Consider the following 24971-nt stretch of genomic DNA (forward strand, 5'->3'; position numbering starts at 1 on the left):
AACTACAAGCACAGGACTAGCATGCTCGATCCCAATATGCTGCGCAATGAGCTAGACGCAGTTGCCGAAAAACTGGCTCGCAGAGGTTTTAAACTTGATGTTGAAATGTTGCGCCAACAAGAAGAGCGCCGCAAAGTTTTACAGGTTGAAACAGAAAGTCTGCAGGCAGAACGTAACTCCCGATCGAAAATGATTGGCGCGGCCAAGGCGCGTGGCGAAGATATCGAACCATTACGTCTGGAAGTGAATGTGCTGGGTGAAAAGCTGGATGCCGCTAAGGCCGAGCTGGACAAGTTGCAAAACGAAATCCGTGATCTGGCATTGTCTATTCCTAACTTGCCTGATGATTCTGTTCCAGTGGGCAAAGATGAGAACGATAATGTTGAAGTCAGTCGTTGGGGTGAGCCTCGCAAGTATGACTTTGAAGTAAGAGACCATGTTTCTCTGGGCGAAATGGCCGGTGGTCTTGATTTCGCCGCCGCAGTGAAACTGACTGGCGCGCGCTTTGTGGTGATGAAAGGGCAAATTGCCCGTATGCACCGCGCATTAGCGCAATTCATGCTGGATCTGCATACTGAAAAACACGGCTATCTGGAAACTTACGTCCCTTATCTGGTTAACCATGCAACTTTGTACGGAACCGGCCAATTGCCTAAGTTTGGTGGTGATTTATTCCACACCAAACCTCTGGAAGAAGAGTCAGACAGCAGTAACTATGCACTGATTCCAACGGCCGAAGTTCCCGTGACTAACTTGGTGCGTGACGAGATTCTGGAAGAAGAATCCCTGCCATTGAAAATGACCGCCCATACACCGTGCTTCCGTTCTGAAGCGGGTTCTTATGGCCGTGATACTCGTGGCTTGATCCGTATGCATCAGTTCGACAAAGTTGAAATGGTGCAGATAACTCGCCCGGAAGATTCAATGGCGGCTCTGGAAGAGCTAACCGGTCATGCAGAGAAAGTTCTGCAATTACTGGAATTGCCTTACCGCAAAGTGCTGCTGTGTACCGGTGATATGGGCTTTGGTTCCAGCAAGACTTACGATTTAGAAGTATGGTTGCCAGCGCAGAACACTTACCGCGAAATTTCTTCATGTTCTAACATGTGGGATTTCCAGGCGCGCCGTATGCAAGCTCGTTGCCGCAACAAGACTGACAGAAAGACCCGTTTGGTTCATACCCTGAATGGTTCTGGTTTGGCTGTTGGGCGTACGTTGGTTGCCGTGCTGGAAAACTACCAGCAGGCTGATGGCCGAATCCAAGTGCCAGAGGTCTTACGCCCATATATGGGTGGATTAGAATTTATCGGTTAATAAAACAGGTGAATTAGTTACCTGAATTTTGTTATTAATCTAAAAGCGCCTGCGGGCGCTTTTTCTTTTTATAATGACCGTCAGCGTTTTGATTTAGTGCTATTGATGCTGCTAAGCAACATATTGTGCTATCCCCTCCTGCGAGGTAATTGACTTTTTTATCGCCAGTGGCATGATGCGCTCACTTTCATTGTCCCGATGGCTTCAGTCTTATTATGTCCGCATATTCTCGCCCAGTGCTGCTTCTGCTCTGTGGGCTTTTGTTGTTTACGATTTCTATCGCGGTTTTAAATACATTAGTTCCCTTATGGTTATCCCATCAACAGCTTCCAACCTGGCAAGTGGGGATGGTGAGTTCATCATATTTTACCGGGAATCTTATCGGGACATTAATTGCCGGGCGGTTTATCCAGCATCTTGGTTTTAATCGTAGTTACCATTATTCCTGCATTCTATTCGCGCTAGCGACTTGCGGATTGATGCTGTCGGTCGATTTTTGGAGCTGGTTAGGGTGGCGCTTCTTTGCCGGTGTTGCCTGCGCGCTGATCTGGGTTATTGTCGAGAGTGCATTACTGCGCAGTGGCACATTAACCAACCGCGGACAACTGCTGGCGGCTTACATGATGGTTTACTATCTCGGGACCGTCACCGGGCAGCTCCTCTTGGGCATTGTCTCCACCCAATTGCTTAACGTTATCCCTTGGGTCAGTGCGTTGGTGATTACTGCGATGCTGCCACTGCTATTTGCCCATTTCTCGCATCAAAGTGAGGGCGAATCATCACATATCGCCGTTTGGCCGATGTTAAAACGCCGTAGCGCACGTTTAGGCATTAATGGCTGCATTATCTCAGGTGTATTGCTAGGTTCGCTCTATGGGTTGCTACCGCTGTATTTGTCCCATCAAGGAATGAGTGATGCGAGCGTCGGGTGGTGGATGGCACTGCTGGTCAGCTCGGGAATAGTGGGTCAGTGGCCGATAGGGAAAATGGCAGACCGCTATGGCCGGCTACTGGTGCTGCGCATTCAGGTATTCGTCATTATTCTTGGGAGTGCGGCTATTCTGGGTAACTCTGCACTGGCTCCAGCACTGTTTATCCTGGGGTGTGCCGGTTTTACTCTCTATCCGGTAGCCATGGCATGGGCGTGTGAAAAAGCCAGTGCTGATGAGTTGGTGGCGATGAATCAGGCTTTATTGATGAGTTATACCATCGGCAGTTTGGCCGGGCCGACCATGACCTCACTGTTGATGCAGCGTTATTCAGATAATCTATTGTTCGTTATGATTGCTGGCGTGGCTTTAGTGTATTTAATGATGTTATTGCGTAAACCTGACCAGCAGCACACGCCTTACGCTGCAGTGTAGTGGATAAAAATGCCGCCAGCGGAATAATCCGGCATGGCGGCACAGTTTGAGCATCAGTTGGTCGCTATTAATGACTCGGTCACTGAGTTAGTAGATAACTTTGTGGCCATAGCTTTCCAGAATGCCCTTTACACGATCCATAATTTCCTTGGATGGTGGCTTAACGCCATCCAGCTTGTATTCTTCGCCCATGGCAATCCATTTGTGCTTACCTAATTCGTGGTAAGGCAGCAACTCGATTTTTTCTATATTGGTCATGTTCTGGGTAAACTCACCCAACATATGAGCTGATTTGTCATCATCTGACCAGCCCGGTACTACCACATAGCGAATCCAGGTTTTCTGGTTGCGTTTTGCCAAATAGCGGGCAAATTCCAGTGTCCGGTGATTGGATACGCCGACCAGATTCTGATGCACGCTGTCATCCATCTGTTTTAAATCCAGCATCACTAAATCTGTGGCATCCAGTAATTCATCAATGACTGGATCATAACGACGTACAAAGCCATTGGTATCCAGGCAAGTATGAATGCCTTCTTCATGACAGGCGCGGAACCAATCGCGCACAAACTCGGCCTGCAAGATAGCTTCGCCACCAGAGGCAGTCACACCGCCGCCAGATGCATTCATAAAGTGGCGATACGTGATGGCTTCTTTGACTAACTCTTCAACGGTAACTTCTTTACCGCCGTGGGTGTCCCAAGTATCACGGTTATGGCAATACAGGCAACGCATCAAGCAGCCCTGGAAGAATACGATAAATCGGATGCCCGGGCCGTCAACGGTGCCACAGGATTCGAATGAGTGAATACGACCAAGTACTGACATAGCAGGATTTCTCCAACGCTGGATGAATAAAGGCCCCACTAAAGTGGAGCCTTTAAGTTTATGCCATTTTACTGCGGCAGGGAATTATATCGACTGTGTAAAGGTACGAGTAATCACATCCTGCTGTTGTTCTTTAGTCAGTGAGTTGAAACGAACAGCGTAGCCTGATACGCGGATAGTCAACTGCGGATATTTTTCCGGGTTCTCCATCGCGTCTAACAGCATTTCACGGTTCATTACGTTCACGTTCAGGTGTTGACCACCTTCGATGGACGACTCGTGATGGAAGTAACCATCCATCAGACCTGCCAGGTTAGCTTTACGAACTTCATCGTCTTTACCCAGCGCGTTTGGCACGATAGAGAAGGTATAAGAAATACCATCTTTCGCATAAGCAAACGGCAGTTTAGCAACGGAGGTCAGAGAGGCTACAGCACCTTTCTGGTCACGGCCATGCATTGGGTTAGCACCAGGACCGAATGGAGCACCAGCACGGCGACCATCTGGAGTGTTACCGGTTTTCTTACCATAAACCACGTTAGAGGTAATGGTCAGTACAGACTGAGTTGCGACTGCACCACGGTAAGTACGCAGCTTCTGAATTTTCTTCATGAAGCGCTCAACCAGGTCACAAGCAATATCGTCAACGCGTGAGTCGTTGTTACCAAATTGTGGATATTCGCCTTCGATGTTGAAGTCGACAGCCAGGCCATCAGCATCACGGATGGTGCTTACTTTGGCATACTTGATAGCAGACAGTGAGTCAGCGGCAACAGACAGACCGGCGATACCACACGCCATAGTACGGTAAACATCACGGTCATGCAGTGCCATCAGTGCAGCTTCATAGCTGTACTTGTCATGCATGTAGTGAATGATGTTCAGCGCGGTAACGTATTGTTTAGCCAGCCAATCCATAAAGTGGTCCATGCGTTCCATGACTTTGTCATAGTCCAGCACGTCATCCATCATTGGCGCTTCTTTCGGGCCAACCTGAATTTTCAGTTTTTCGTCAACGCCGCCGTTGATTGCATACAACATGGTTTTCGCCAAGTTGGCACGGGCACCGAAGAACTGCATTTGTTTACCAACAATCATCGGGCTAACGCAACAAGCAATGGCATAGTCATCGTTGTTGAAGTCAGGGCGCATCAGATCATCGTTTTCATACTGTACAGATGAAGTATCGATAGACACTTTAGCTGCATATTTTTTGAAGTTCAGTGGCAGTTTTTCTGACCACAGAATGGTCATGTTCGGCTCTGGAGAAGGTCCCATGGTGTACAGGGTGTTCAGGAAGCGGAAGCTGGTTTTAGTGACCAGAGTACGACCATCAACGCCCATACCGGCCAGAGACTCAGTAGCCCAGATTGGGTCACCAGAGAACAGCTCATCGTATTCAGGAGTACGCAGGAAACGAACCATACGCAATTTCATAACCAAATGGTCAATCAGTTCCTGAGCTTCGATTTCAGTCAGTTTACCTTCTTTCATGTCACGTTCGATATAAACGTCAAGGAAGGTAGAAACACGGCCGAAGGACATTGCAGCACCGTTCTGGGATTTAACTGCAGCCAGGTAGCCGAAGTAAGTCCACTGTACCGCTTCACGGGCATTAGTTGCAGGACCGGAGATATCACAACCATATTTGGCTGCCATTTCTTTGATCTGACCCAGAGCACGATGCTGTTCAGCAATTTCTTCGCGCAGCTGGATAGTCATTTCCAGGTCTTTACCGTTTTCCAGATCATCCTGCAGAGAGTTGAACTGAGCCAGTTTGTCTTTCATCAGGTAGTCGATACCGTAAACGGCTACGCGACGATAGTCACCGATGATACGACCACGGCCATAAGCATCTGGCAAACCAGTCAGGACACCAGATTTACGGCAGTTCAGGATGTCTTTAGTATAAACGTCGAACACACCTTGGTTGTGTGTTTTACGGTAGTCGGTGAAGACTTTTTTCAGTTGCGGGTCAAGTTCACGACCGTAAACTTTGCAAGAGCCTTCTACCATTTTGATGCCGCCGAATGGAATCAGGGCACGTTTCAATGGTTTTTCAGTTTGCAAACCAACGATGGTTTCCAGATCTTTGTTGATATAGCCAGCATCATGGGAGGTGATGGTTGCTGCAACGTCGGTATCGAAATCAACTGGCGCATGGGTGCGGTTTTCCAGTTTGATACCTTCCATAACTTGCGCCCACAGCTTGTCGGTCGCTTCGGTAGAGCCGGCAAGGAAGGACTCATCGCCTTCATAAGGAGTGTAGTTTTTCTGGATGAAGTCACGAACGTTTACTTCGTTCTGCCAATCACCTTTGGTAAAACCTTGCCATGCTTTGGCCAATTTTTCATTAAGTTCGGTCATAATGCATCTACCTTTTAATGTGAATTTCTTCGAAAACCGTGTGCGGCCACACTTAGTGTTGCTGGTCACCGCGCAGATAAATTACCCAGTAAGTCAAACCTACCAATAATCCGCCACCAATGATGTTACCGATAGTGACTGGGATCAGGTTATCAATAATAAAGTTACTTACGGTTAAGTGAGCAAATTGCTCAGGTGCTGCTCCTATGGATTGCCAAAACTCAGGCGAAGCGAAATTTTTAATCACAATACCCATAGGGATCATAAACATATTTGCGATGCTATGCTCAAAGCCGCTGGCAACAAACATTCCCACCGGTAAAATCATCGCGAACATCTTGTCCATTATGGTACGGCCGGAGTAACTCATCCAAACCGCCAGACAGACCATTAAGTTAGCCAAAATACCCAAACATACTGCTTCAATAAAAGTATGGTGCAATTTATGGTCGGCGGTTTGTAAAACATTCAGACCCCATTGACCATTTGCCACAGTATATTGGCCTGCGAACCAAATAAGGCACACAAAGAACAGTGCACCAATCAGGTTCCCAACATAGACGTTAACCCAGTTGCATCCCAGTTGGCGCCATGTAATACGGCCACTGGCTTTAGCAACAGTTGTGAGTACGGTAGATGTGAAAAGGTCACCACCACATACCACTACTAACATTAGCCCTAGGGAGAAACAAATACCACCGACTAACTTGGCAAAGCCGAAAGGCACACCTGCAGTCCCGGTAGTCGCTGTAATATAAAAAACAAACGCAATTGAAATAAACACACCAGCAGTAATCGCTAAATAAAAGGTTTTTAGCGGATGCTTGGTGGCTTTATAGACACCGGCATCTTCGGCTACTTTAGCCATTGCCGCAGGTAATAATGCATCGAAGGGGTTGTCAGCTTTCACACTAACTCTCTCTTAAGGGTTAATAAAGCACAGCGAGATACTAGCAAAGCAGTATAGCGTGAAAATTGATGTGGATCATATTGCACGAGTTTAGTTGGCTCTAAAACACTACAAAATGTGTGCTTAATTGGGTTAATTATTTGATTTTAAAGGTGAAAAAATATTTTAAGATTTACAAAAAATTTTGAGCGGCCTGTTTTAATGCCGTTGAGAAAGTTAAATAAAAGCAGTGTTTGTAGCTATTTTTATTGTTTGCTGTCATTAAAAATTAACTATTTATTCACCTCTATGTCTATTTTATCTGATGAACAAATAAAGTTTGTTTAAAGGTGCTGTTTTTTACCAGAGGCGGTGTCAGAAAATAACGTTTTTTTATGACAAAAACAATTATTGGTTGTCCTGATTTGTATTTATTTTCGTCAGGAATAATTGCAGTAATAAATAGAAGGGAAGAATCAAGGAGTAAAAAATAAGGATGAAAACAGGTAAAGCGACATTTGCCGCTTTACCTGAATGGTGCTTATTCGTCTTTAGCCCAATAACGGCGTTTGGCCGCTTGTAGCTTGGCGTAGGCACCAAGCAGTGCCTGATGTGCTGGCAGAGATTTCAAGTCGGCATCCACACTGAACAAGCCATTAAAGCGCTCTTCACCTGCTAATGCCGCAGATGCCGCCTCTACTGCTTCGTGACCATACATTTTCACAAACGCGCTGTGATATTGCATAGGTTCGCGATCTGGCTCTTGGGTCAGCAGTAACAAGGTTTGCAGGCAACGGTAATAATTTGCCTGTTTCGCAGTGAAGACTGAAGAGTTGAAATCTTGTGTCCATTCCACCCAGATTAGAGCTTGCTCCAGATCACCACCCGCTAATGCCAGCATGGATTTCAGCTCGCCAACTCGTAGGGTATACCAGCCGTTATCTTTACCGGAGGCGATACCAAGCAGCTCGCGCACACGGGCAAAATCATCCAGACCGTCGTCATCCAACTTCTGAATGAGTTCCAGATATTGCTCTGGCTGCCAATCACTGTCTGGCAGTGCCAGAATGGTGTCACGCAGATGCACACCCATGGTGTTGTTTGCCATCAGCAGGTCTTCGGCAGGATAGATATCTGACATTCCTGGCACCAGAATGCGGCAAGCATAAACCCCTAAGTGTTCATAATCAGCGATATACACTTCGGCATCTTCTTGCTTGAAGATAGCCATTAAGGTGGCGAACTCTTCTTCTGTGGTGCCTTTAAAGCTCCAGTCGACAAACGGATAGTCGGCATCTTCTTTAAACATATCCCAACTGATCAGGCCGCTTGAATCGATAAAGTGTGTTTCCAGATTGGTATGCTCCGCCACTTCTTCATCATCAAAGGTGGGGGCAGTAAACACATTCAGATCTTTCAGGCTGCGGCCCTGCAATAACTCAGTCACCGTACGTTCAAGGGCGACACCAAAGTCTGGATGCGCGCCGAACGAGGCAAAACAGGTGCCATTTGCTGGGTTAAACAGCACCACACAGATAACTGGATAAGCGCCGCCTAAAGAAGCATCGTAAGAAAGGATCGGGAATCCTTCTTCTTCCAGTTTGGCAATGGCTTCCACCACCCCCGGATAGCGATTGAGCACCTCGACTGGGATTTCTGGCAGACTGATTGATTCTGCAATAATGCGATTTTTCACCGAACGTTCAAACACTTCTGACAATGCCTGCACACGGGCTTCGTTGGCGGTGTTGCCCGCAGACATTCCATTAGAAACATACAAATTACCAATAATATTCATTGGAATATAGACAGTTTCTAAATCTGACTGACGGGTGAAAGGCAATGAGCAGATACCCCGCTTAGCATTACCTGACTGTAAATCGACCAGGTCACTGGCAAGCAACTCTTGCTCTGGATCGTAAAATGCCAGCAGACGCTTATCCAAAATCCCCTCTGGTAGCAGGTCATCTTCAGGAATTGGGAACCATTTCTCGTTCGGATAATGAACGAAATCGCCCTCTGCAATGCCTTTGCCCAGATAGAAATCGGCAAAGAAATAGTTAGTGGATAAACGCTCGAAATATTCACCCAACGCGGAAGCCAGTGCTGCTTTCTTGCTGGCGCCTTTGCCGTTGGTAAAGCACAACGGGCAGTCACGGTCGCGGATATGTACCGACCAAACGTGAGGAACCGGATTCAGCCAGGAGGCTTCTTCAATATTAAAACCGAGGTCGCTCAGTTTCAGCTGAAAGCGGGAGATGGAGTCTTCCAGCGCGGCGTCTTTGCCGGGAATAAAGGTTTGAGTCATTGTTCTTCACTTTTTGGCGGTACTAAAAACGCGCAATCATACGGGGTTTTAGCTAATAGCTCCATGTATTCCTAAAGCACAGCAAATGTCACAGTTTTAGTATGGATATTCCGGATAATTCACTAGCTTATAAATAATGGAGTCATAATATGAAATCTATAAAGCTAACTGTCTTAGCCGGAATCTTAGCAGGGATCAGCGGTTCGGCCTTTGCTCTACCCAACATCACCTTGTTGGCAACCGGGGGAACTATCGCTGGTGGCGGTGATTCAGCCACCAAATCTAACTACACCGCGGGCAAAATTGGGGTCGATGCCCTGGTTAACGCGGTACCAGAAATGAAAAAACTCGCTAATATTCAAGGCGAGCAAGTAGTCAATATCGGTTCTCAAGATATGAATGACGAGGTTTGGCTAAAATTGGCGAAGAAAATTAATGCCGATTGCGCTAAAACCGACGGGTTCGTGATTACCCACGGTACCGATACCTTGGAAGAGACGGCGTATTTCCTCGATTTAACCGTCAATTGCGATAAACCCGTGGTGATAGTTGGGGCAATGCGCCCGGCAACTGCCTTGGGGGCTGATGGCCCGTTGAATCTCTATAATGCGGTGGTGGTGGCCAGTGATGCCAACTCAGCTAAACGTGGTGTGTTGGTTGCCATGAATGACCAGGTCATGACTGGCCGCGATGTTATGAAAACCAATACTACCTCGGTACAAACCTTCCAGTCGCCAAATACCGGTCCATTGGGCTATATCTATGACGGTAAAGTCAATTATCTGCATCAGCCAGCACCAAGGCAGCCTGCTTTCGATATCAGCAAGCTGAGTACCTTACCGAAAGTTGGCATTATCTATAACTATGCCAATGCGTCCGATTTACCCGCCAAGGCTTTGATTAACGACGGTTATCAGGGGATTGTTAGTGCTGGTGTCGGCAATGGTAATCTTTACCATACGGTATTTGATACATTGGCAACAGCGGCACATAACGGTGTTGCCGTGGTGCGTTCATCTCGTGTGCCAACAGGCTCTACCACAGAAGATGCTGAAGTTGATGATACAAAATATGGCTTTGTTGCTTCCGGCTCACTTAATCCGCAAAAAGCGCGGGTATTGCTGCAGTTGGCATTAACACAGACGCAAAAACCGCAAGAAATCCAAAAGCTGTTCCATACCTATTGATTTAGCCAATCGCTAACGGAGGCTTCGGCCTCCGTCTTTTTATTACCTGTAATCTGAAATGAAAACGCTAATCCCTTCGGCCTACTACCTTTAATGAATATCAGGCGAGGATTTGTCAGTCTTTTTAGACAGCAGGAAAACAATAAATGAAAACTTTTGATTTCAACCGGATGGCTCTGGATAAGTTCCCTATTGAATTTTTAGCAGAGGTGGGTATCCGCTGCTTATTTACCTTTGTCTTAGTCTTTTTATTTCTCAAACTGAGTGGTCGTCGAGGCGTGCGACAGATGTCGCTCTTTGAAGTGGTGATCATTCTGACACTCGGTTCCGCAGCGGGTGACGTCACCTTTTATGAAGATGTCCCTATGCTGCCCGTCGTCATGGTATTTATCAGCATTATGATTCTGTACCGCCTGTCCACTTTCTTAATGTCTCGCAGCGAAAAAATACAGCAATGGATGGAAGGTAAGCCGTTAATTATTATCAGCGACGGTGTATTTGTTTGGGAAACCATGCAGCAGGAGAATATTACCCATGATGAGTTCTTTATGGAGTTGCGCCAGCAAGGTGTTGAACATCTTGGTCAGGTGCGGCTGGCGATTTTGGAGGTCAATGGGGCTATTAGCGTCTTTTTCTTCGCTGACGAACACGTTAAACCGGGGTTGCCTGTTCTGCCAAAATGCTGCATCAAGCCGTTGAGTACCATAGAGAAAAAAGGGGAGTATGCCTGTAGCCAATGTAGCCTCATTATTACATTATCAGCGGGTTCACAGGTCACCTGCCAACGTTGTGGTCACCACCATTGGGTTGAGGCCTTGCACCATCAACGAGCAAAATGAGTTATCTATCGTGCCGTAGCAGTATGATGGGGCTACTTTTGGTGAATAATTTCAAATTAATGACAAGTTAGCGCACAGCCTGCTGTAGCGGAGGCTGAGAGTTTGCCCCTTGCCAGTGAATAACCGTTGCAGCAGGCGGACTCGGATGATAAAACCCAGTAATGGGTTATAACGATGGCAATCTCAGTAGAGTGTAGTGAGGGGAAATGACACAGGTTTATAATTTTAGTGCAGGGCCTGCAATGCTACCGGTTGAAGTTTTACGTCGTGCGGAACAGGAATTACGTAATTGGCATGGTCTGGGTACATCGGTCATGGAAATCAGCCACCGTAGTAAAGAATTTATGCAGGTAGCTGAAGAGGCTGAAAAAGATCTGCGCGATTTGATGCAGATCCCAGCCAATTATAAAGTGTTATTTTGTCACGGCGGCGCACGTGCACAGTTTGCTGCGGTTCCACTGAATTTGCTCGGCGACAGTAACAGCGCTGATTATATTGATGGTGGTTATTGGGCGCACAGTGCGGTTAAAGAAGCACAGAAATATTGCACCCCGAATGTTATCGATGTGACAACGCACGAGAACGGTGTCACTGGCATTCAGCCAATGAAACAATGGAAATTGAGTGATAATGCCGCCTATGTGCATTACTGCCCAAATGAAACCATTGATGGGCTTGCTATCGATGAAGAGCCTGATTTTGGTAACAAAGTGGTGGTCGCTGACTACTCCTCATCTATTCTCTCTCGCCCGATTGATGTCAGCCGTTATGGGGTGATTTATGCCGGTGCTCAGAAGAATATTGGCCCAGCGGGTCTGACAGTGGTTATCGTGCGTGACGATTTGCTCGGCAAAGCCCGCCAAGAGCTGCCGTCAATCCTTGATTATAAGGTTCTGGCAGAGAACGATTCGATGTTCAATACACCGCCAACTTTCGCTTGGTATCTCTCTGGCCTGGTATTTAAATGGCTGAAAGAACAGGGCGGTTTGGGCGAAATGGAAAAACGTAATCAGGCCAAAGCTGAGTTACTGTATGGCGCTATTGACCGCACTGGTTTTTATCGTAATCAGATTGCTACCGCGAATCGTTCTCGGATGAATGTGCCATTCCAAATGAAAGATCCTTCTCTGGACAAGCTGTTCTTGAGTGAAGCTGAAGCTCAAGGTCTGCAAGCTTTGAAAGGCCATCGAGTAGCTGGGGGAATGCGAGCTTCAATCTATAACGCAATGCCAATTGAAGGCGTTAAAGCATTAACCGATTTTATGGCTGACTTTGAACGCCGCCATGGTTGATTGCGCTGTGCGGGGATAAACCTGCACAGATTTATTTATCACCATTATTTGCATCATAATTATTCATTAGTGATTTATTCATTGATAACAACAGCCTCGCCCGGTGCGGGGCTGTTGTTCATTAAGACTGGAGAGTGCTTTTCTCATGCTGGAATCCCTGACTTTACAACCCATAGCCCTGATTAATGGCACCGTTAATTTACCTGGTTCTAAAAGTGTTTCTAACCGTGCACTTCTTCTGGCAGCGCTGGCTGAGGGGACGACCCAACTAAACAATTTGCTAGACAGTGATGACATCCGTCATATGCTCAATGCGCTTCAGGCATTGGGGGTAAAGTTCCGTCTTTCGGCTGATCGTACTCGCTGTGAAGTTGATGGTCTTGGCGGCAAACTGGTTGCCGAGCAGCCGTTAGAGCTGTTTTTAGGCAATGCCGGCACAGCAATGCGCCCATTGGCCGCCGCACTGTGTCTGGGGAATAGCGATATCGTACTGACCGGTGAACCGCGAATGAAAGAGCGACCAATTGGTCATTTAGTCGATGCATTACGTCAGGGCGGTGCACAGATTGATTATCTGGAGCAAGAAAACTACCCGCCATTGCGCTTACGTGGTGGTTTCCACGGCGGCAAGTTGACGGTTGATGGCAGTGTTTCTAGCCAATTTCTGACGGCATTGCTAATGACCGCGCCTTTAGCTGAACAAGATACTGATATACAGATTCAAGGTGAGCTGGTTTCCAAACCTTATATCGATATCACCTTGCATCTGATGAAGGCTTTTGGCATTGATGTAGTGCATGAGAATTACCAAATATTCCATATCAAAGGTGGCCAGACTTATCGCACTCCGGGAACTTATCTGGTTGAAGGCGACGCGTCATCAGCATCCTATTTCCTGGCTGCTGCGGCGATTAAAGGCGGCACCGTGCGTGTGACCGGCATCGGCAAGAAAAGCGTGCAAGGTGATACTAAGTTTGCCGATGTACTGGAGAAAATGGGCGCGAAAGTGAGTTGGGGTGATGACTATATCGAATGCAGCCGTGGTGAATTACATGGTATCGATATGGATATGAACCATATTCCTGATGCGGCAATGACCATTGCCACGACGGCATTATTTGCCGATGGCCCGACGGTGATTCGTAATATTTATAACTGGCGCGTTAAAGAAACTGACCGCTTATCTGCGATGGCGACGGAACTGAGAAAAGTCGGAGCCGAAGTGGAAGAGGGACAAGATTATATTCGCGTTGTGCCACCGACACAGTTAATCGCTGCAGAAATAGGGACTTACAATGACCATCGCATGGCAATGTGCTTCTCTCTGGTGGCACTGTCTGATACGCCGGTCACTATTCTGGACCCTAAATGTACCGCCAAGACTTTCCCGGATTACTTTGAACAACTGGCCCGCTTGAGCCAGTAATTTCAATTGCAGATTGACATAATTTAACTGCATAAATGGGTGCCATTGGGTACCCATTTTTTATGGCATAAAAGGTGCTTTCTGAACAAATTATGATTAGCTAACGTCGCCAGAACTTTGGCGAGAGATAACTTAAAAATAAATATTTATCTGCCTATCTTGCCCATCTCTTCTACACTTGAGCCACAGCCTATGGTTTTATTTTCAGCAACTAAACCACTGCAGGGTAACAGTTCATACCGATGCAGCGTATAATACTGCTCCTGTGTTTGCCCTGTTGGGTAGACAAGAGGTTTTGCCTACCGAAAGGAGAGATAAATGACGGCGTCAGCTCCGGTGATAACCGTTGATGGACCAAGTGGTGCAGGTAAAGGTACGCTTTGTAAGGCACTGGCTGAATCGCTGGGCTGGAATTTGCTGGATTCTGGTGCGATTTACCGTGTTTTAGCTTTGGCAGCACTGCATCATCAGGTTGATATCAGCACCGAAGAGGCATTAGTTCCACTTGCCGCGCATCTCGATGTTCGTTTTGTCTCACAGAATGGACAGTTAAAAGTGATTTTAGAAGGTGAGGATGTCAGTAATGAGATTCGCACCGAAACTGTGGGCAACACGGCATCTCAGGCTGCGGCTTTCCCCCGAGTGCGTGAAGCATTGTTACGCCGACAAAGGGCATTTCGTGAAGCACCTGGCCTGATTGCCGATGGCCGTGATATGGGAACAGTAGTCTTTCCTGATGCGCCGGTGAAGATATTTCTGGATGCAAGTTCGCAAGAACGTGCGCACCGACGTATGCTACAGTTGCAGGAAAAGGGGTTTAATGTTAACTTTGAACGTCTTTTGTCCGAGATACAGGAGCGGGATGACCGTGATCGTAATCGGGCTATTGCACCTTTAGTCCCTGCCGCAGATGCGTTGGTACTGGATTCAACCAGTATGTCCATCGAGCAGGTGATCGAACAGGCGCTGGCTTATGCCCAACGAATTCTAGCGTTGCCGTTAAATAAATAACGACAATGCGGTCAGTTCTGAGCTCTCAACGATTTATTTTTTAAATAAAATTATTTTTGATGAGCACTTTAACCTTGCTGCAAGGATGTGTGGCGAGGCATGTGAAACAACCCCATCCGGCGGGATGCTAGATGGACGTTAAACTTAAGAATCCTGAAGATTATAAACATGACAGAATCTTTTGCTCAACTCTTTGAAGAATCCCTGAAAACAATTGAAACACGTCCGGGCTCTATCGTCCGTGGTGTTGTTGTTTCTATCGATAAAGATATCGTACTGGTTGACGCCGGTCTGAAATCTGAGTCAGCAATTCCAGCAGAACAGTTCAAGAACGCGCAAGGTGAACTGGAAATTCAAGTCGGCGATGAAGTTGACGTTGCACTGGACGCTGTTGAAGACGGCTTCGGTGAAACTCTGCTGTCCCGTGAGAAAGCTAAGCGTCACGAAGCATGGCTGATGCTGGAAAAGGCTTACGAAGAAGCTGCAACCGTTACTGGTGTGATCAACGGCAAAGTGAAGGGCGGCTTTACAGTCGAACTGAACGGCATCCGTGCGTTCTTACCTGGTTCACTGGTTGATGTGCGTCCAGTTCGCGATACTCTGCATCTGGAAGGCAAAGAGCTTGAGTTCAAAGTCATCAAGCTGGATCAGAAGCGCAACAACGTCGTTGTTTCTCGTCGTGCAGTTATCGAATCCGAGAACAGCGCTGAGCGTGATCAATTGCTGGAAAACCTGCAAGAAGGCATGGAAGTTAAGGGTATCGTTAAGAACCTGACTGACTACGGTGCATTCGTTGATCTGGGTGGCGTTGATGGCTTGCTGCACATTACTGACATGGCTTGGAAACGTGTTAAACACCCAAGCGAAATCGTCAATGTGGGCGACGAAATCACAGTTAAAGTTCTGAAATTCGACCGCGAACGTACTCGTGTATCCCTTGGCTTGAAACAGCTGGGCGAAGATCCATGGGTTGCTATCGCTAAACGTTACCCAGAAAGCACTAAGCTGACTGGTCGTGTAACTAACCTGACTGATTACGGCTGCTTCGTAGAAATCGAAGAAGGCGTTGAAGGCTTGGTACACGTTTCAGAAATGGATTGGACCAACAAAAACATTCACCCGTCTAAAGTTGTTAACGTTGGCGACGTAGTGGAAGTTATGGTTCTGGACATCGATGAAGAACGTCGTCGTATTTCTCTGGGCCTGAAACAGTGCAAATCTAACCCATGGCAGCTGTTTGCAGAAACCCACAACAAAAACGACCGCGTTGAAGGTAAAATCAAGTCTATCACTGACTTCGGTATCTTCATCGGCCTGGACGGCGGCATCGACGGCCTGGTTCACCTGTCTGACATCTCCTGGAACGTTGCAGGCGAAGAAGCAGTTCGTGAATACAAGAAAGGCGACGAAATCGCAGCTGTGGTTCTGCAAGTTGACGCAGAACGTGAGCGTATCTCCTTGGGCGTGAAGCAACTGGCAGAAGACCCGTTCAATAACTACCTGTCTGTTAACAAGAAAGGTGCTATTGTTACTGGTAAAGTAACTGCAGTTGACGCTAAAGGTGCTACAGTTGAATTGGCAGGCGGCGTAGAAGGTTATCTGCGTGCTTCCGAAGCAACTCGCGACCGCGTTGAAGATGCGACGCTGGTTCTGAACGTCGGTGATGAAGTTGAAGCCAAATATACTGGCGTTGACCGCAAAAACCGCGTAATCAGCCTGTCTGTTCGTGCTAAAGACGAAGCTGATGAGAAAGATGCTATTGCTACAGTTAACAACAAGCCAGAAGAAGGCAACTTCTCTAGCGCAATGGCAGAAGCGTTCAAAGCTGCAAAAGGCGAGTAATAACGGGGGGCGGTTTTTCTGCCCCTATACGGTAGTTTAGCTGCAAAGCTTGGAGGTAATATGACCAAGTCTGAACTTATTGAAAGACTTGCTGGCCAGCAATCTCACGTACCGGCGAAGGTCGTTGAGGATGCAGTGAAAGAAATGCTTGAACATATGGCTGGAACACTAGCTGAAGGTGAGCGCATTGAGATCCGCGGATTTGGCAGTTTTTCGCTTCACTACCGTGCTCCGCGTGTTGGCCGCAATCCGAAGACTGGCACTAAAGTTGAGTTGGACGGTAAGTACGTTCCACACTTTAAGCCAGGTAAAGAATTGCGCGATCGCGCTAATATCTACGGTTAAGTTGTTTACAACTTTCCGCGTTATTATATATACCTAAAGTACTTGAAGCGTATGCTTCAGATGACTCAGGTGTAACGCTAATACGAAACGGTGCCTATAACGGCACCGTTTTTATTTTGTTTTTCGCCTCTACTATCTATCCAGATCAAACCTATCCACATCGAAACGCTTTTCCTCCATGAGTAAAATCCCGCTTATTTAAGAGACCTCCCGCATTTCTAATCTTGTTTTTGCAACAAGGTAAAACTGTTCGCGAACCTGCTCTGAGCCCCTACAATTCGTGCTGGCTGTATTATCCACTCCTGTAGAGAATCCGTGTATTACCTCAGCGATGTTCGGATAGCAATAAGCTTATCTGAGCATTATAGAATGGATGGGTTCATATCACTTTATCAATTGACCGTGCCGCAATTGCGATTGTTGCGGGCCTACTGCCACTTATTTTTCTGCCGCAACTTCCTGATGCTGTAACCATAAGCGCTTTGCTGGTTCTGGGCGGTTTGTTATGGATAAGTGGTAATACTTATTGCCAGTGTTTGACGTTGGCCCTGATTAGCTTTGCATGGGGGGGGTGGCATGGGGATAAAGTCTTGATGCAGATTGAGCTACTGACTCAAGGGGAGCAGCAAGTTGTTGGCACTATAAATAGCTCACATTTGACCTGGAGCGACGACGACAAAGTTCTAGTCGGCATTCAGCAGGTTAATGGCCAGAGAGTCTTTCCACCGATTAACGTTACGCTAAAGTGGCAAAAGGGGCTTAGCTACTGTGCGGGGCAGCAATGGAGATTTCGCCTAAAGATGCGAGGCGTCCATAGTTTACTTAATGAAGGGGGTTTTGATAGTCAACGTTGGGCAATAGCGAATCGCCGTCCGCTACAAGGACGCGTTATTCATGCTCAATTGCTTGATACTCGCTGTAGTGCTCGCCAGCAGATTATCCGAGCTGTTGAGCGGCAACTTGGAACCTATGGTCAACGGGAGATATTGCTGGCACTGGCATTTGGCGAAAGGCGTCAACTAGCCTCACAGCTCTGGGCAATGCTACGTGACACCGGCACGGCGCACCTGATGGCAATCTCAGGTTTGCACATTGCAATGGCGGCTCTGTTTGGCGGGGGACTGGCACGATGTGTGCAGTTTCTCCTTCCTGTCAGCTGGATTAGGCCACAATTTCCTCTGCTGATAGGCTGGCTGGTGGCGATTATTTATGTCTGGTTAGCGGGGGCAAACCCACCTGCGGTCAGAGCTGGAATAGCATTAACACTGTGGCTATTGCTCCGGCTGGCAGGTGTGTCATGTAGCGCCTGGCAAGTATGGCTATGGGCATTAGTGCTAATTCTACTCAATGACCCACTAGCGGTACTCTCAGACAGTTTCTGGCTCTCTTGCCTGGCTGTCTTCAGCCTAATATGTTGGTGCTACTGGATGCCACTATCATCGCGCTTTAAAACGAGCTGGTATGGATTGCCAATTCGTTGGTTTCATTTGCAATTGGGTATGATGCTACTGTTGATGCCACTGCAAATAGGTTTGTTCCAAGGTATCAGTTTATTGTCGATACCAGCAAACTTATGGGCTGTCCCTATTGTTTCCTTTATGACTGTGCCCTGTGTTCTATTGGCACTGGTTTTTACTCTGTTTCCAACTATTGCTGCAGTGTTTTGGCTATTGGCTGATATGTCACTGACAGCGGTGTTTTTACCCTTTGATTATCTGAATGTAGGTTGGTTATATACCGGTACAACATCTATTGCCTTGGGATATGGTGGCTGGTTGGTTATGCTTATTTGGCGTTTCCAGTGGTGGCGTAATTACCCTATTGGGATCATGATTCTTTGCGCCAATTTAATATTACTCACGCAGCGGCGTGATGAATACCGTTGGCGTGTTGATATGTTGGATGTTGGGCATGGTTTGGCGATGGTGATTGAACGTGACCGAAAAGCGATTATCTTTGATACAGGTAACCGTTGGGCGACCGGTAGCGTGGCATCGAGGATTATCCTGCCTTATTTGCGCTGGCATGGTCTTACCGTTGAGCAGATTATCCTCAGCCATGACCATCTGGATCATACTGGCGGATTGGCTGAGCTTCGTGCCGCGTTTCCACAGGCAACAGTTCGAGCCCCATTCCCTGTAAAGAATGATGTGAGTACATCGCCCTGTAAGCAAGGCGAGCAATGGCAGTGGCAAGGTTTGAGCTTTGAGGTTTTATGGCCTGAAGCACAGGTGGTAAATGCTCAAAATGATGATTCGTGTGTTATTCGTATTGATGATGGTAAACACCGTTTATTACTGACCGGTGACCTTGAAATGAAGGGCGAGCACCAATTGGTCAAATATTATCGTACAAAGCTAGCCTCAACGTTGTTACAGGTTCCTCATCATGGGAGCAATACCTCTTCAACCGCGCCTTTTCTACGGGCTGTGAGGCCGGAAATAGCACTGACCTCTGTTGCACGCTATAACCAATGGCATCTTCCTGCCAGAAAAGTGATTCAGCGCTATGAAAAAAATAGCATTATTTGGCGCGACACCTCGATATCAGGGCAACTAAGTGTGTATTTTTACAGCGATAGTTGGCAAATTAATGGTTATCGGGAACAATTAATGCCACGTTGGTACCACCAGCAATTTGGCGTTAGGAGTCATAATGAGTAGAATGGGCCGCTATTTCTTCTGGCGCTGGTATTTGCATGATGAATGATAAAGATCTATCCACTTGGCAGACGTTTCGTCGCCTCTGGCCAATGATCTCTCCTTTTAAGACCGGTCTTGTGGTGGCGGCGATAGCATTAATCCTTAATGCTGCCAGTGACACCTTTATGCTGTCATTGCTAAAGCCATTGTTAGACGATGGTTTTGGTAAAGCAAACAGCTCAATTTTAAAATGGATGCCTCTGGCCGTAATCGGTTTGATGGTCGTCCGTGGTGTCACTGGCTTTATTTCAAGCTATTGCATCTCTTGGGTTTCCGGCAAAGTGGTGATGCATATTCGTCGCCGCTTATTCAGCCATATGATGGGAATGCCAGTTTCATTTTTTGATCAGCAATCGACTGGTACTCTGTTATCTCGTATTACCTATGATTCCGAGCAAGTCGCAGCATCTTCTTCTGGCGCATTGGTCACCGTTGTTCGGGAAGGAGCTTCGATTATCGGTTTGTTTATTATGATGTTTTATTACAGCTGGCAGTTGTCGCTGATTTTAATCGTCATTGCACCGATTGTTTCGGTTTCTATCCGTTTGGTCTCAAAGCGTTTTCGTAATATCAGTAAGAATATGCAAAGCACAATGGGGGAAGTGACCACCAGTGCAGAACAAATGCTCAAAGGGCACAAAGAAGTGTTGATCTTTGGTGGCCAGAAAGTTGAAACCGAGCGTTTTGAGACTGTTAGTAATCGTATGCGCCAGCAGGGGATGAAACTGGTTTCTGCTTCTTCCATTTCCGACCCGATTATTCAGTTGATCGCCTCTTTTGCTCTGGCATTTGTACTCTATGCAGCAAGCTTCCCCAGTGTCATGGAAACCTTGACCGCCGGTACCATTACTGTGGTGTTCTCAGCCATGATTGCACTGATGCGCCCATTGAAATCACTCACTAATGTGAATGCACAATTCCAGCGCGGTATGGCGGCTTGCCAGACGTTATTTACTATTCTGGATATGGAGCAGGAGAAAGATGACGGCAAACTGGAGGTTGAACGTGCGAAAGGCGAAATAGAATTCCGCCATGTGACTTTCTACTATCCGGGCAAAGACACTCCAGCACTGAATGACATTAATATGCATATTGAAGCGGGTAAAACCGTGGCATTAGTGGGGCGTTCAGGTTCAGGTAAGTCAACTATCGCCAATTTACTCACTCGTTTTTACGATGTGAGTGAAGGCAGTATTTTGATGGATGGTCATGATTTACGTGATTATCGGTTGGGCTCCTTACGCAATCAGGTTGCGCTAGTATCGCAAAGTGTTCATCTGTTTAATGATACCGTTGCTAATAACATCGCTTATGCACGTGATGAGCAATACAGTCGGGCTGAAATTGAAGAAGCCGCCCGAATGGCCTATGCCATGGACTTTATCAATAAAATGGAAAATGGCCTGGACACTGTGATTGGGGAAAACGGCGTCATGCTTTCTGGCGGTCAACGTCAACGTATTGCCATTGCACGGGCTTTATTGCGAGATTGTCCAATATTGATTCTGGATGAAGCGACCTCGGCACTGGACACTGAATCGGAGCGGGCGATTCAATCTGCATTGGATGAGTTACAGAAAAACCGTACTTCACTGGTTATTGCACATCGCTTATCCACGATTGAAAAAGCGGATGAGATTTTGGTCATTGAAGATGGCCGAATTGTCGAACGTGGTGTACATGCCGAATTGCTGGCGAAAAAGGGTGCTTATGCCCAACTTAACCGTATGCAGTTTGGCCAATGATTGAACGTATCTGGTCTGGGAAGTCGTGGCTGTATTTATTATTGCTGCCACTATCCTGGCTTTATGGGGCAATCACTTGGCTTATTCGTACTAGCTATACTCTGGGGCTGCGTTCAGCTTGGCGGGCTCCAGTGCCGGTTATCATTGTCGGTAATCTTACCGCTGGCGGTAACGGTAAGACGCCGGTGGTCATCTGGCTGGTGGAACAGCTACAGCTTCGGGGTTACCGTGTTGGTATAGTGTCCCGTGGTTATGGTGGTAAGTCAGATGTCTATCCATTGCTACTTTCCCATGAAATAACCACGTCTCAGGCAGGTGATGAACCGGTACTTATTTTTCAGCGCACCGGAGCGCCAGTTGCTGTTTCACCCAAACGTTCTGAGGCGGTGAAAGCCTTATTGAAATGTCATGAGCTGGATTTCATCATCACAGATGATGGTTTACAGCATTACGCTTTGCAGCGTGATTTTGAGTTGGTTGTGATAGATGGTGTGCGGCGCTTTGGTAATGGTTGGTGGCTTCCTGCAGGCCCAATGCGGGAGCGGGCAGGGCGACTGCGCTCTGTCGATGCAGTGATAACTAATGGCGGTATTGCAGCTGCGGGTGAAATCCCCATGCAGTTAGTGGCGTGCGATGCAATTAATTTGGTGACGGGTGAGCGCTTGCCTGTACAGCAATTGCACCATGTCATCGCGATGGCGGGAATCGGTCACCCACCGCGTTTTTTTGCCACACTGAGTTCAATAGGTATTGAGCCTAAAAATGAATATGCCTTTGCAGACCATCAGGATTATTCATTAGCTCAACTTAGCCCACTGACTTCGGGGCCACAGATTTTACTCATGACCGAAAAGGATGCCGTCAAATGCCGGGCTTTTGCTCAGCCTAATTGGTGGTATCTGCCAGTAGATGCACAGCTACCACCTGATCAGGCTGAACAATTACTACTGAAAATTCAGGCGCTACCTCGCCATTCGATATCATCCAATTTATAAACTCAGTGTCGCCAGCTTTAAGGCTGCGGCACATTCAGCCAGCGAGCGCTGCTGAGTTTCCTCGTACAATTGCAGTTCATCAATGACTTCAGCACCTAAATCCCGCTGGAAATCCCGCTTACTGGAGTGCCCAGTAAAATGACTCTGCCCTTTTTCCCCTAAATTTGATTGGAAAATACCCGCGGCACTGACCGGTAAAAAGTCCTCATAAACCAAAGGTTCGCATTGGATGATACCCGTGTTAATCAGCTGGTCTAAGGTGAGATTCCGTATGGATACTGCAGAATCACGGAGGCTTTTCTCGGTGGGGAAGTAACGGAAAAAGGCGAGCTTCTCTGTGCGCATGGTCGGGTAATCATCGGGAAATTGGCTAAAGTGCTCACAAAGAATGGCATTATATTGTGCCGCATTTTTCTCATTCACTGGTACCTGTAATTGGTCCTGTGCTGCTTGTAACAAGCGGTCATAAAGAGAGCGACCTTTGGCGGTCAGGGCTGCACCTCGCTGTTCTATCTCTCCAAAACGGGCAGTATGATGCCCTTGGACACACTGCCCATCAGTGGATATAAACGCGACTTTCTCTTCCAATGCCTTAAAACTGGTTTGTCGCAACAGTATTGGACAGTGGCGCGGTGGTGGCCCTTCGACCACGGCTTTGGGGGTAATATGGTGTTCTGGCATCGCCGTTTGCACGGCATCTATATTTAACGTTCGTGGCGTCAGGTGATTAATATGGGGGCCCTTGAAAGCAACCACATCAGCAATTAACCGATGTTGATCATGCAGTTGCTGATAAACCTCCGCACTGACTGTGGCTTGATTATGCCAGCGAAATGTTTCCAACGCCTGAGTGATAAAATCAGTCGCTTCATTATCAGTCAACCCACCTACAGTTTCATGCGTGGCAATTAACTCGATGGCGCGCGGGGTAAAAATATCTCTTTTCGCAAGAATATCAGCCGCTTGTTGTCTCAGCTCTGGTTGTTCAATTAACTCCAGGCGCAATAGCGAAGTGAAAACTCTGAAAGGGCTGACTTGCAATGCAGCCTCATGCACGGCGCGAAATGCTGTGGAGTGAACCGGCACTCCGGCAGGCGCGAGGTCATAATAGCCTACAGGGGCCATCCCCATGACGGCAAATAAACGGCGTAAGGTGGCAAGCTCGGCGGCAGTTCCCACACGTATAGCACCATGTCGCTCCATATTTAACCGCTCTATTTCCCCAGTTTGGTGCAAATGACGGGCCAGTTCAGGTTGCTGTTCCAGGGTTTGGTTATTGATTTCGGCCACCAATTGCAATAAAGCTTCGTATAGCGGGACTTCGGCCTGGTACATATCTGACATAGCACGAGAGAATCTGGCGCGTATTTCATCGGGATGCACAAAGGGTGGGTGGGTCATCATCAGGTTGCTCCTATTGGCCTATTGAAGCGCATATTGCCGGGTGGTTGCTGGTATGCTCAATTTTTATTTTAGGTTGATATCGTTAAGTTAGGGGGTAACCAGCGGAGAATATTGGTTTTTTATGCGTGATATCTCATTGATGCTGCTGTTTGACCCGTTTTCCCAGATAAAATGATTGCATGATTATATTTATTGTGAGTAAATAGCCGTCGGCCTGTGATACAGACCTATTTATGTGTAAGAGTGTACGAGAGTAAAGCAAAGCAGTTCCTCCAAAGACGTTATCTTTTGATGCCGCTTCAAAGACGAACCTCCTAGTATCTCCGATAAGTAACTCCCATAAGTAATGTTTCTGATGCAGACCCGCTATTCCCGATAGCGTAGAGTGCCTTATGGCAGATTTATTGGTATTTGTTTTTGATAGTAAAGGTAAAAGTTATGTCTAAGAAGACTGGTCAGGTTAAGTGGTTCAACGAAGCTAAAGGTTTTGGTTTTATTGAACAGCATGATGGCGGTAAAGATGTGTTTGTTCACTTCTCCGCAATCGCAACTGATGGTTTCAAAACTTTGGCTGAAGGCCAACGTGTTGAGTACACCATCCAAGACAGCCCGCGCGGGCCGGCTGCCGCAAACGTTATTGCTCTGTAATTCAGAATTATGATGTTTGAATTATCTTGGAAATTGATGATGCTAATGTGTTAATCATCTATCCGGATAGCAAAATTCTAAAACCCGCACTTATGCGGGTTTTTTCATACAATCAAGCTCATAGAGGTTTAATCAGAAAACTTTAGGATGGGCAACTGCATCTAAACAATAAATAAAAATGAGTTGTTAGGATGCCCAGTAAAAGGAAATTTATTATGACGTTAAAAATGGGTCGCGTGAAATGGTTCAACCAGTCTGAAGGCTACGGTTTCATTTCTCCACACGATGGTAGTTTGGATGTGTATGTCAGCAAGACAGCCATTGCCAATACCAAAAATAAATCACTGAGTGAAGGGCAGGACGTTGAATTCTCTACATATCGTAGTATTCACGGGCCGTCAGCAGCTGATGTGATCGCTTTCTAAGAAAACGGCTACCCAAGGGTAGCCGTTAGTTTTTATACTC

General features: G+C 47.0%; 19 protein-coding genes. 14 read left to right on the forward strand and 5 right to left on the reverse strand.

The window, feature by feature from the left end:
- The first annotated feature begins 21 nt into the window (after positions 1 to 21).
- Both serS and DJ58_RS15400 read left to right on the forward strand, forming a co-directional pair.
- On the forward strand, positions 22 to 1314 hold the full coding sequence (gene serS, locus DJ58_RS15405; RefSeq protein ID WP_004710043.1) for a serine--tRNA ligase: 1293 nt from the start codon (positions 22 to 24) through the stop codon (positions 1312 to 1314).
- Between the two features lie 215 nt (positions 1315 to 1529).
- Positions 1530 to 2678, forward strand: a complete 1149-nt coding sequence (locus DJ58_RS15400) for an MFS transporter (protein WP_004710042.1) — start codon at positions 1530 to 1532, stop codon at positions 2676 to 2678.
- A gap of 87 nt (positions 2679 to 2765) precedes the next feature.
- Here DJ58_RS15400 and pflA read toward each other — a convergent pair whose 3' ends face one another.
- The 4 genes from pflA to ycaO form a co-directional block, all read right to left on the reverse strand.
- A complete protein-coding gene (pflA, locus tag DJ58_RS15395) occupies positions 2766 to 3506 on the reverse strand; it encodes a pyruvate formate lyase 1-activating protein (protein ID WP_032911324.1) in 741 nt (246 codons plus the stop codon).
- Positions 3507 to 3590: 84 nt separating this feature from the next.
- Positions 3591 to 5873, reverse strand: coding sequence for a formate C-acetyltransferase (pflB, locus tag DJ58_RS15390; RefSeq protein WP_004710039.1), 2283 nt, complete (start codon positions 5871 to 5873; stop codon positions 3591 to 3593).
- A 52-nt stretch (positions 5874 to 5925) separates the two neighbouring features.
- Complete coding sequence (focA, locus tag DJ58_RS15385) at positions 5926 to 6783, reverse strand: formate transporter FocA (protein ID WP_004710037.1); 858 nt, start codon at positions 6781 to 6783, stop codon at positions 5926 to 5928.
- Positions 6784 to 7303: 520 nt separating this feature from the next.
- Positions 7304 to 9070, reverse strand: a complete 1767-nt coding sequence (gene ycaO, locus DJ58_RS15380) for a 30S ribosomal protein S12 methylthiotransferase accessory factor YcaO (RefSeq protein ID WP_004710033.1) — start codon at positions 9068 to 9070, stop codon at positions 7304 to 7306.
- Between the two features lie 149 nt (positions 9071 to 9219).
- Here ycaO and ansB point away from each other — a divergent pair, with 149 nt between their 5' ends.
- From ansB to lpxK, 10 genes are all read left to right on the forward strand, one after another.
- Positions 9220 to 10257 (forward strand): L-asparaginase 2, encoded by a 1038-nt coding sequence (ansB, locus tag DJ58_RS15375; protein WP_004710032.1) that lies wholly within the window; start codon positions 9220 to 9222, stop codon positions 10255 to 10257.
- Positions 10258 to 10403: 146 nt separating this feature from the next.
- Positions 10404 to 11096 (forward strand): DUF421 domain-containing protein, encoded by a 693-nt coding sequence (locus tag DJ58_RS15370; RefSeq protein ID WP_004710030.1) that lies wholly within the window; start codon positions 10404 to 10406, stop codon positions 11094 to 11096.
- Positions 11097 to 11302: 206 nt separating this feature from the next.
- Positions 11303 to 12388, forward strand: a complete 1086-nt coding sequence (gene serC / locus DJ58_RS15365; protein ID WP_004710028.1) for a 3-phosphoserine/phosphohydroxythreonine transaminase — start codon at positions 11303 to 11305, stop codon at positions 12386 to 12388.
- Between the two features lie 145 nt (positions 12389 to 12533).
- Positions 12534 to 13814, forward strand: coding sequence for a 3-phosphoshikimate 1-carboxyvinyltransferase (gene aroA, locus DJ58_RS15360; RefSeq protein WP_004710026.1), 1281 nt, complete (start codon positions 12534 to 12536; stop codon positions 13812 to 13814).
- Positions 13815 to 14132: 318 nt separating this feature from the next.
- Positions 14133 to 14825, forward strand: a complete 693-nt coding sequence (cmk, locus tag DJ58_RS15355) for a (d)CMP kinase (RefSeq protein WP_004710024.1) — start codon at positions 14133 to 14135, stop codon at positions 14823 to 14825.
- 168 nt (positions 14826 to 14993) lie between these two features.
- The gene (gene rpsA / locus DJ58_RS15350; RefSeq protein WP_004391091.1) at positions 14994 to 16667 is read left to right on the forward strand and encodes a 30S ribosomal protein S1; all 1674 of its coding nucleotides are present in this window, start codon (positions 14994 to 14996) and stop codon (positions 16665 to 16667) included.
- A 60-nt stretch (positions 16668 to 16727) separates the two neighbouring features.
- Complete coding sequence (gene ihfB / locus DJ58_RS15345) at positions 16728 to 17012, forward strand: integration host factor subunit beta (RefSeq protein ID WP_004710022.1); 285 nt, start codon at positions 16728 to 16730, stop codon at positions 17010 to 17012.
- A 383-nt stretch (positions 17013 to 17395) separates the two neighbouring features.
- On the forward strand, positions 17396 to 19675 hold the full coding sequence (locus tag DJ58_RS15340) for a ComEC family protein (RefSeq protein WP_032911322.1): 2280 nt from the start codon (positions 17396 to 17398) through the stop codon (positions 19673 to 19675).
- A 35-nt stretch (positions 19676 to 19710) separates the two neighbouring features.
- Positions 19711 to 21459: a lipid A ABC transporter ATP-binding protein/permease MsbA gene (msbA, locus tag DJ58_RS15335; RefSeq protein ID WP_004710018.1), complete on the forward strand. Its 1749-nt coding sequence runs from the start codon at positions 19711 to 19713 to the stop codon at positions 21457 to 21459.
- The gene (gene lpxK, locus DJ58_RS15330) at positions 21456 to 22454 is read left to right on the forward strand and encodes a tetraacyldisaccharide 4'-kinase (protein ID WP_032911321.1); all 999 of its coding nucleotides are present in this window, start codon (positions 21456 to 21458) and stop codon (positions 22452 to 22454) included. Before msbA ends, lpxK begins: the two co-directional genes overlap by 4 nt.
- On the opposite strand, the gene hglS is transcribed toward lpxK, so the two are convergent.
- Positions 22449 to 23855 carry a 2-oxoadipate dioxygenase/decarboxylase HglS gene (gene hglS, locus DJ58_RS15325; RefSeq protein WP_032911337.1) on the reverse strand — a complete coding sequence of 469 codons (1407 nt, stop codon included), beginning with the start codon at positions 23853 to 23855 and terminating at the stop codon, positions 22449 to 22451. The genes lpxK and hglS overlap by 6 nt on opposite strands.
- A gap of 441 nt (positions 23856 to 24296) precedes the next feature.
- Here hglS and cspE point away from each other — a divergent pair, with 441 nt between their 5' ends.
- Together cspE and DJ58_RS15315 are read left to right on the forward strand one after the other, a co-directional pair.
- The gene (gene cspE / locus DJ58_RS15320) at positions 24297 to 24506 is read left to right on the forward strand and encodes a transcription antiterminator/RNA stability regulator CspE (RefSeq protein ID WP_004713318.1); all 210 of its coding nucleotides are present in this window, start codon (positions 24297 to 24299) and stop codon (positions 24504 to 24506) included.
- Between the two features lie 215 nt (positions 24507 to 24721).
- Positions 24722 to 24931, forward strand: a complete 210-nt coding sequence (locus tag DJ58_RS15315) for a cold-shock protein (protein WP_005159937.1) — start codon at positions 24722 to 24724, stop codon at positions 24929 to 24931.
- The last annotated feature ends 40 nt before the right edge of the window (positions 24932 to 24971 follow it).

Origin of the sequence: Yersinia frederiksenii ATCC 33641, assembly GCF_000754805.1 — a bacterium.
GTDB lineage: Bacteria > Pseudomonadota > Gammaproteobacteria > Enterobacterales > Enterobacteriaceae > Yersinia > Yersinia frederiksenii.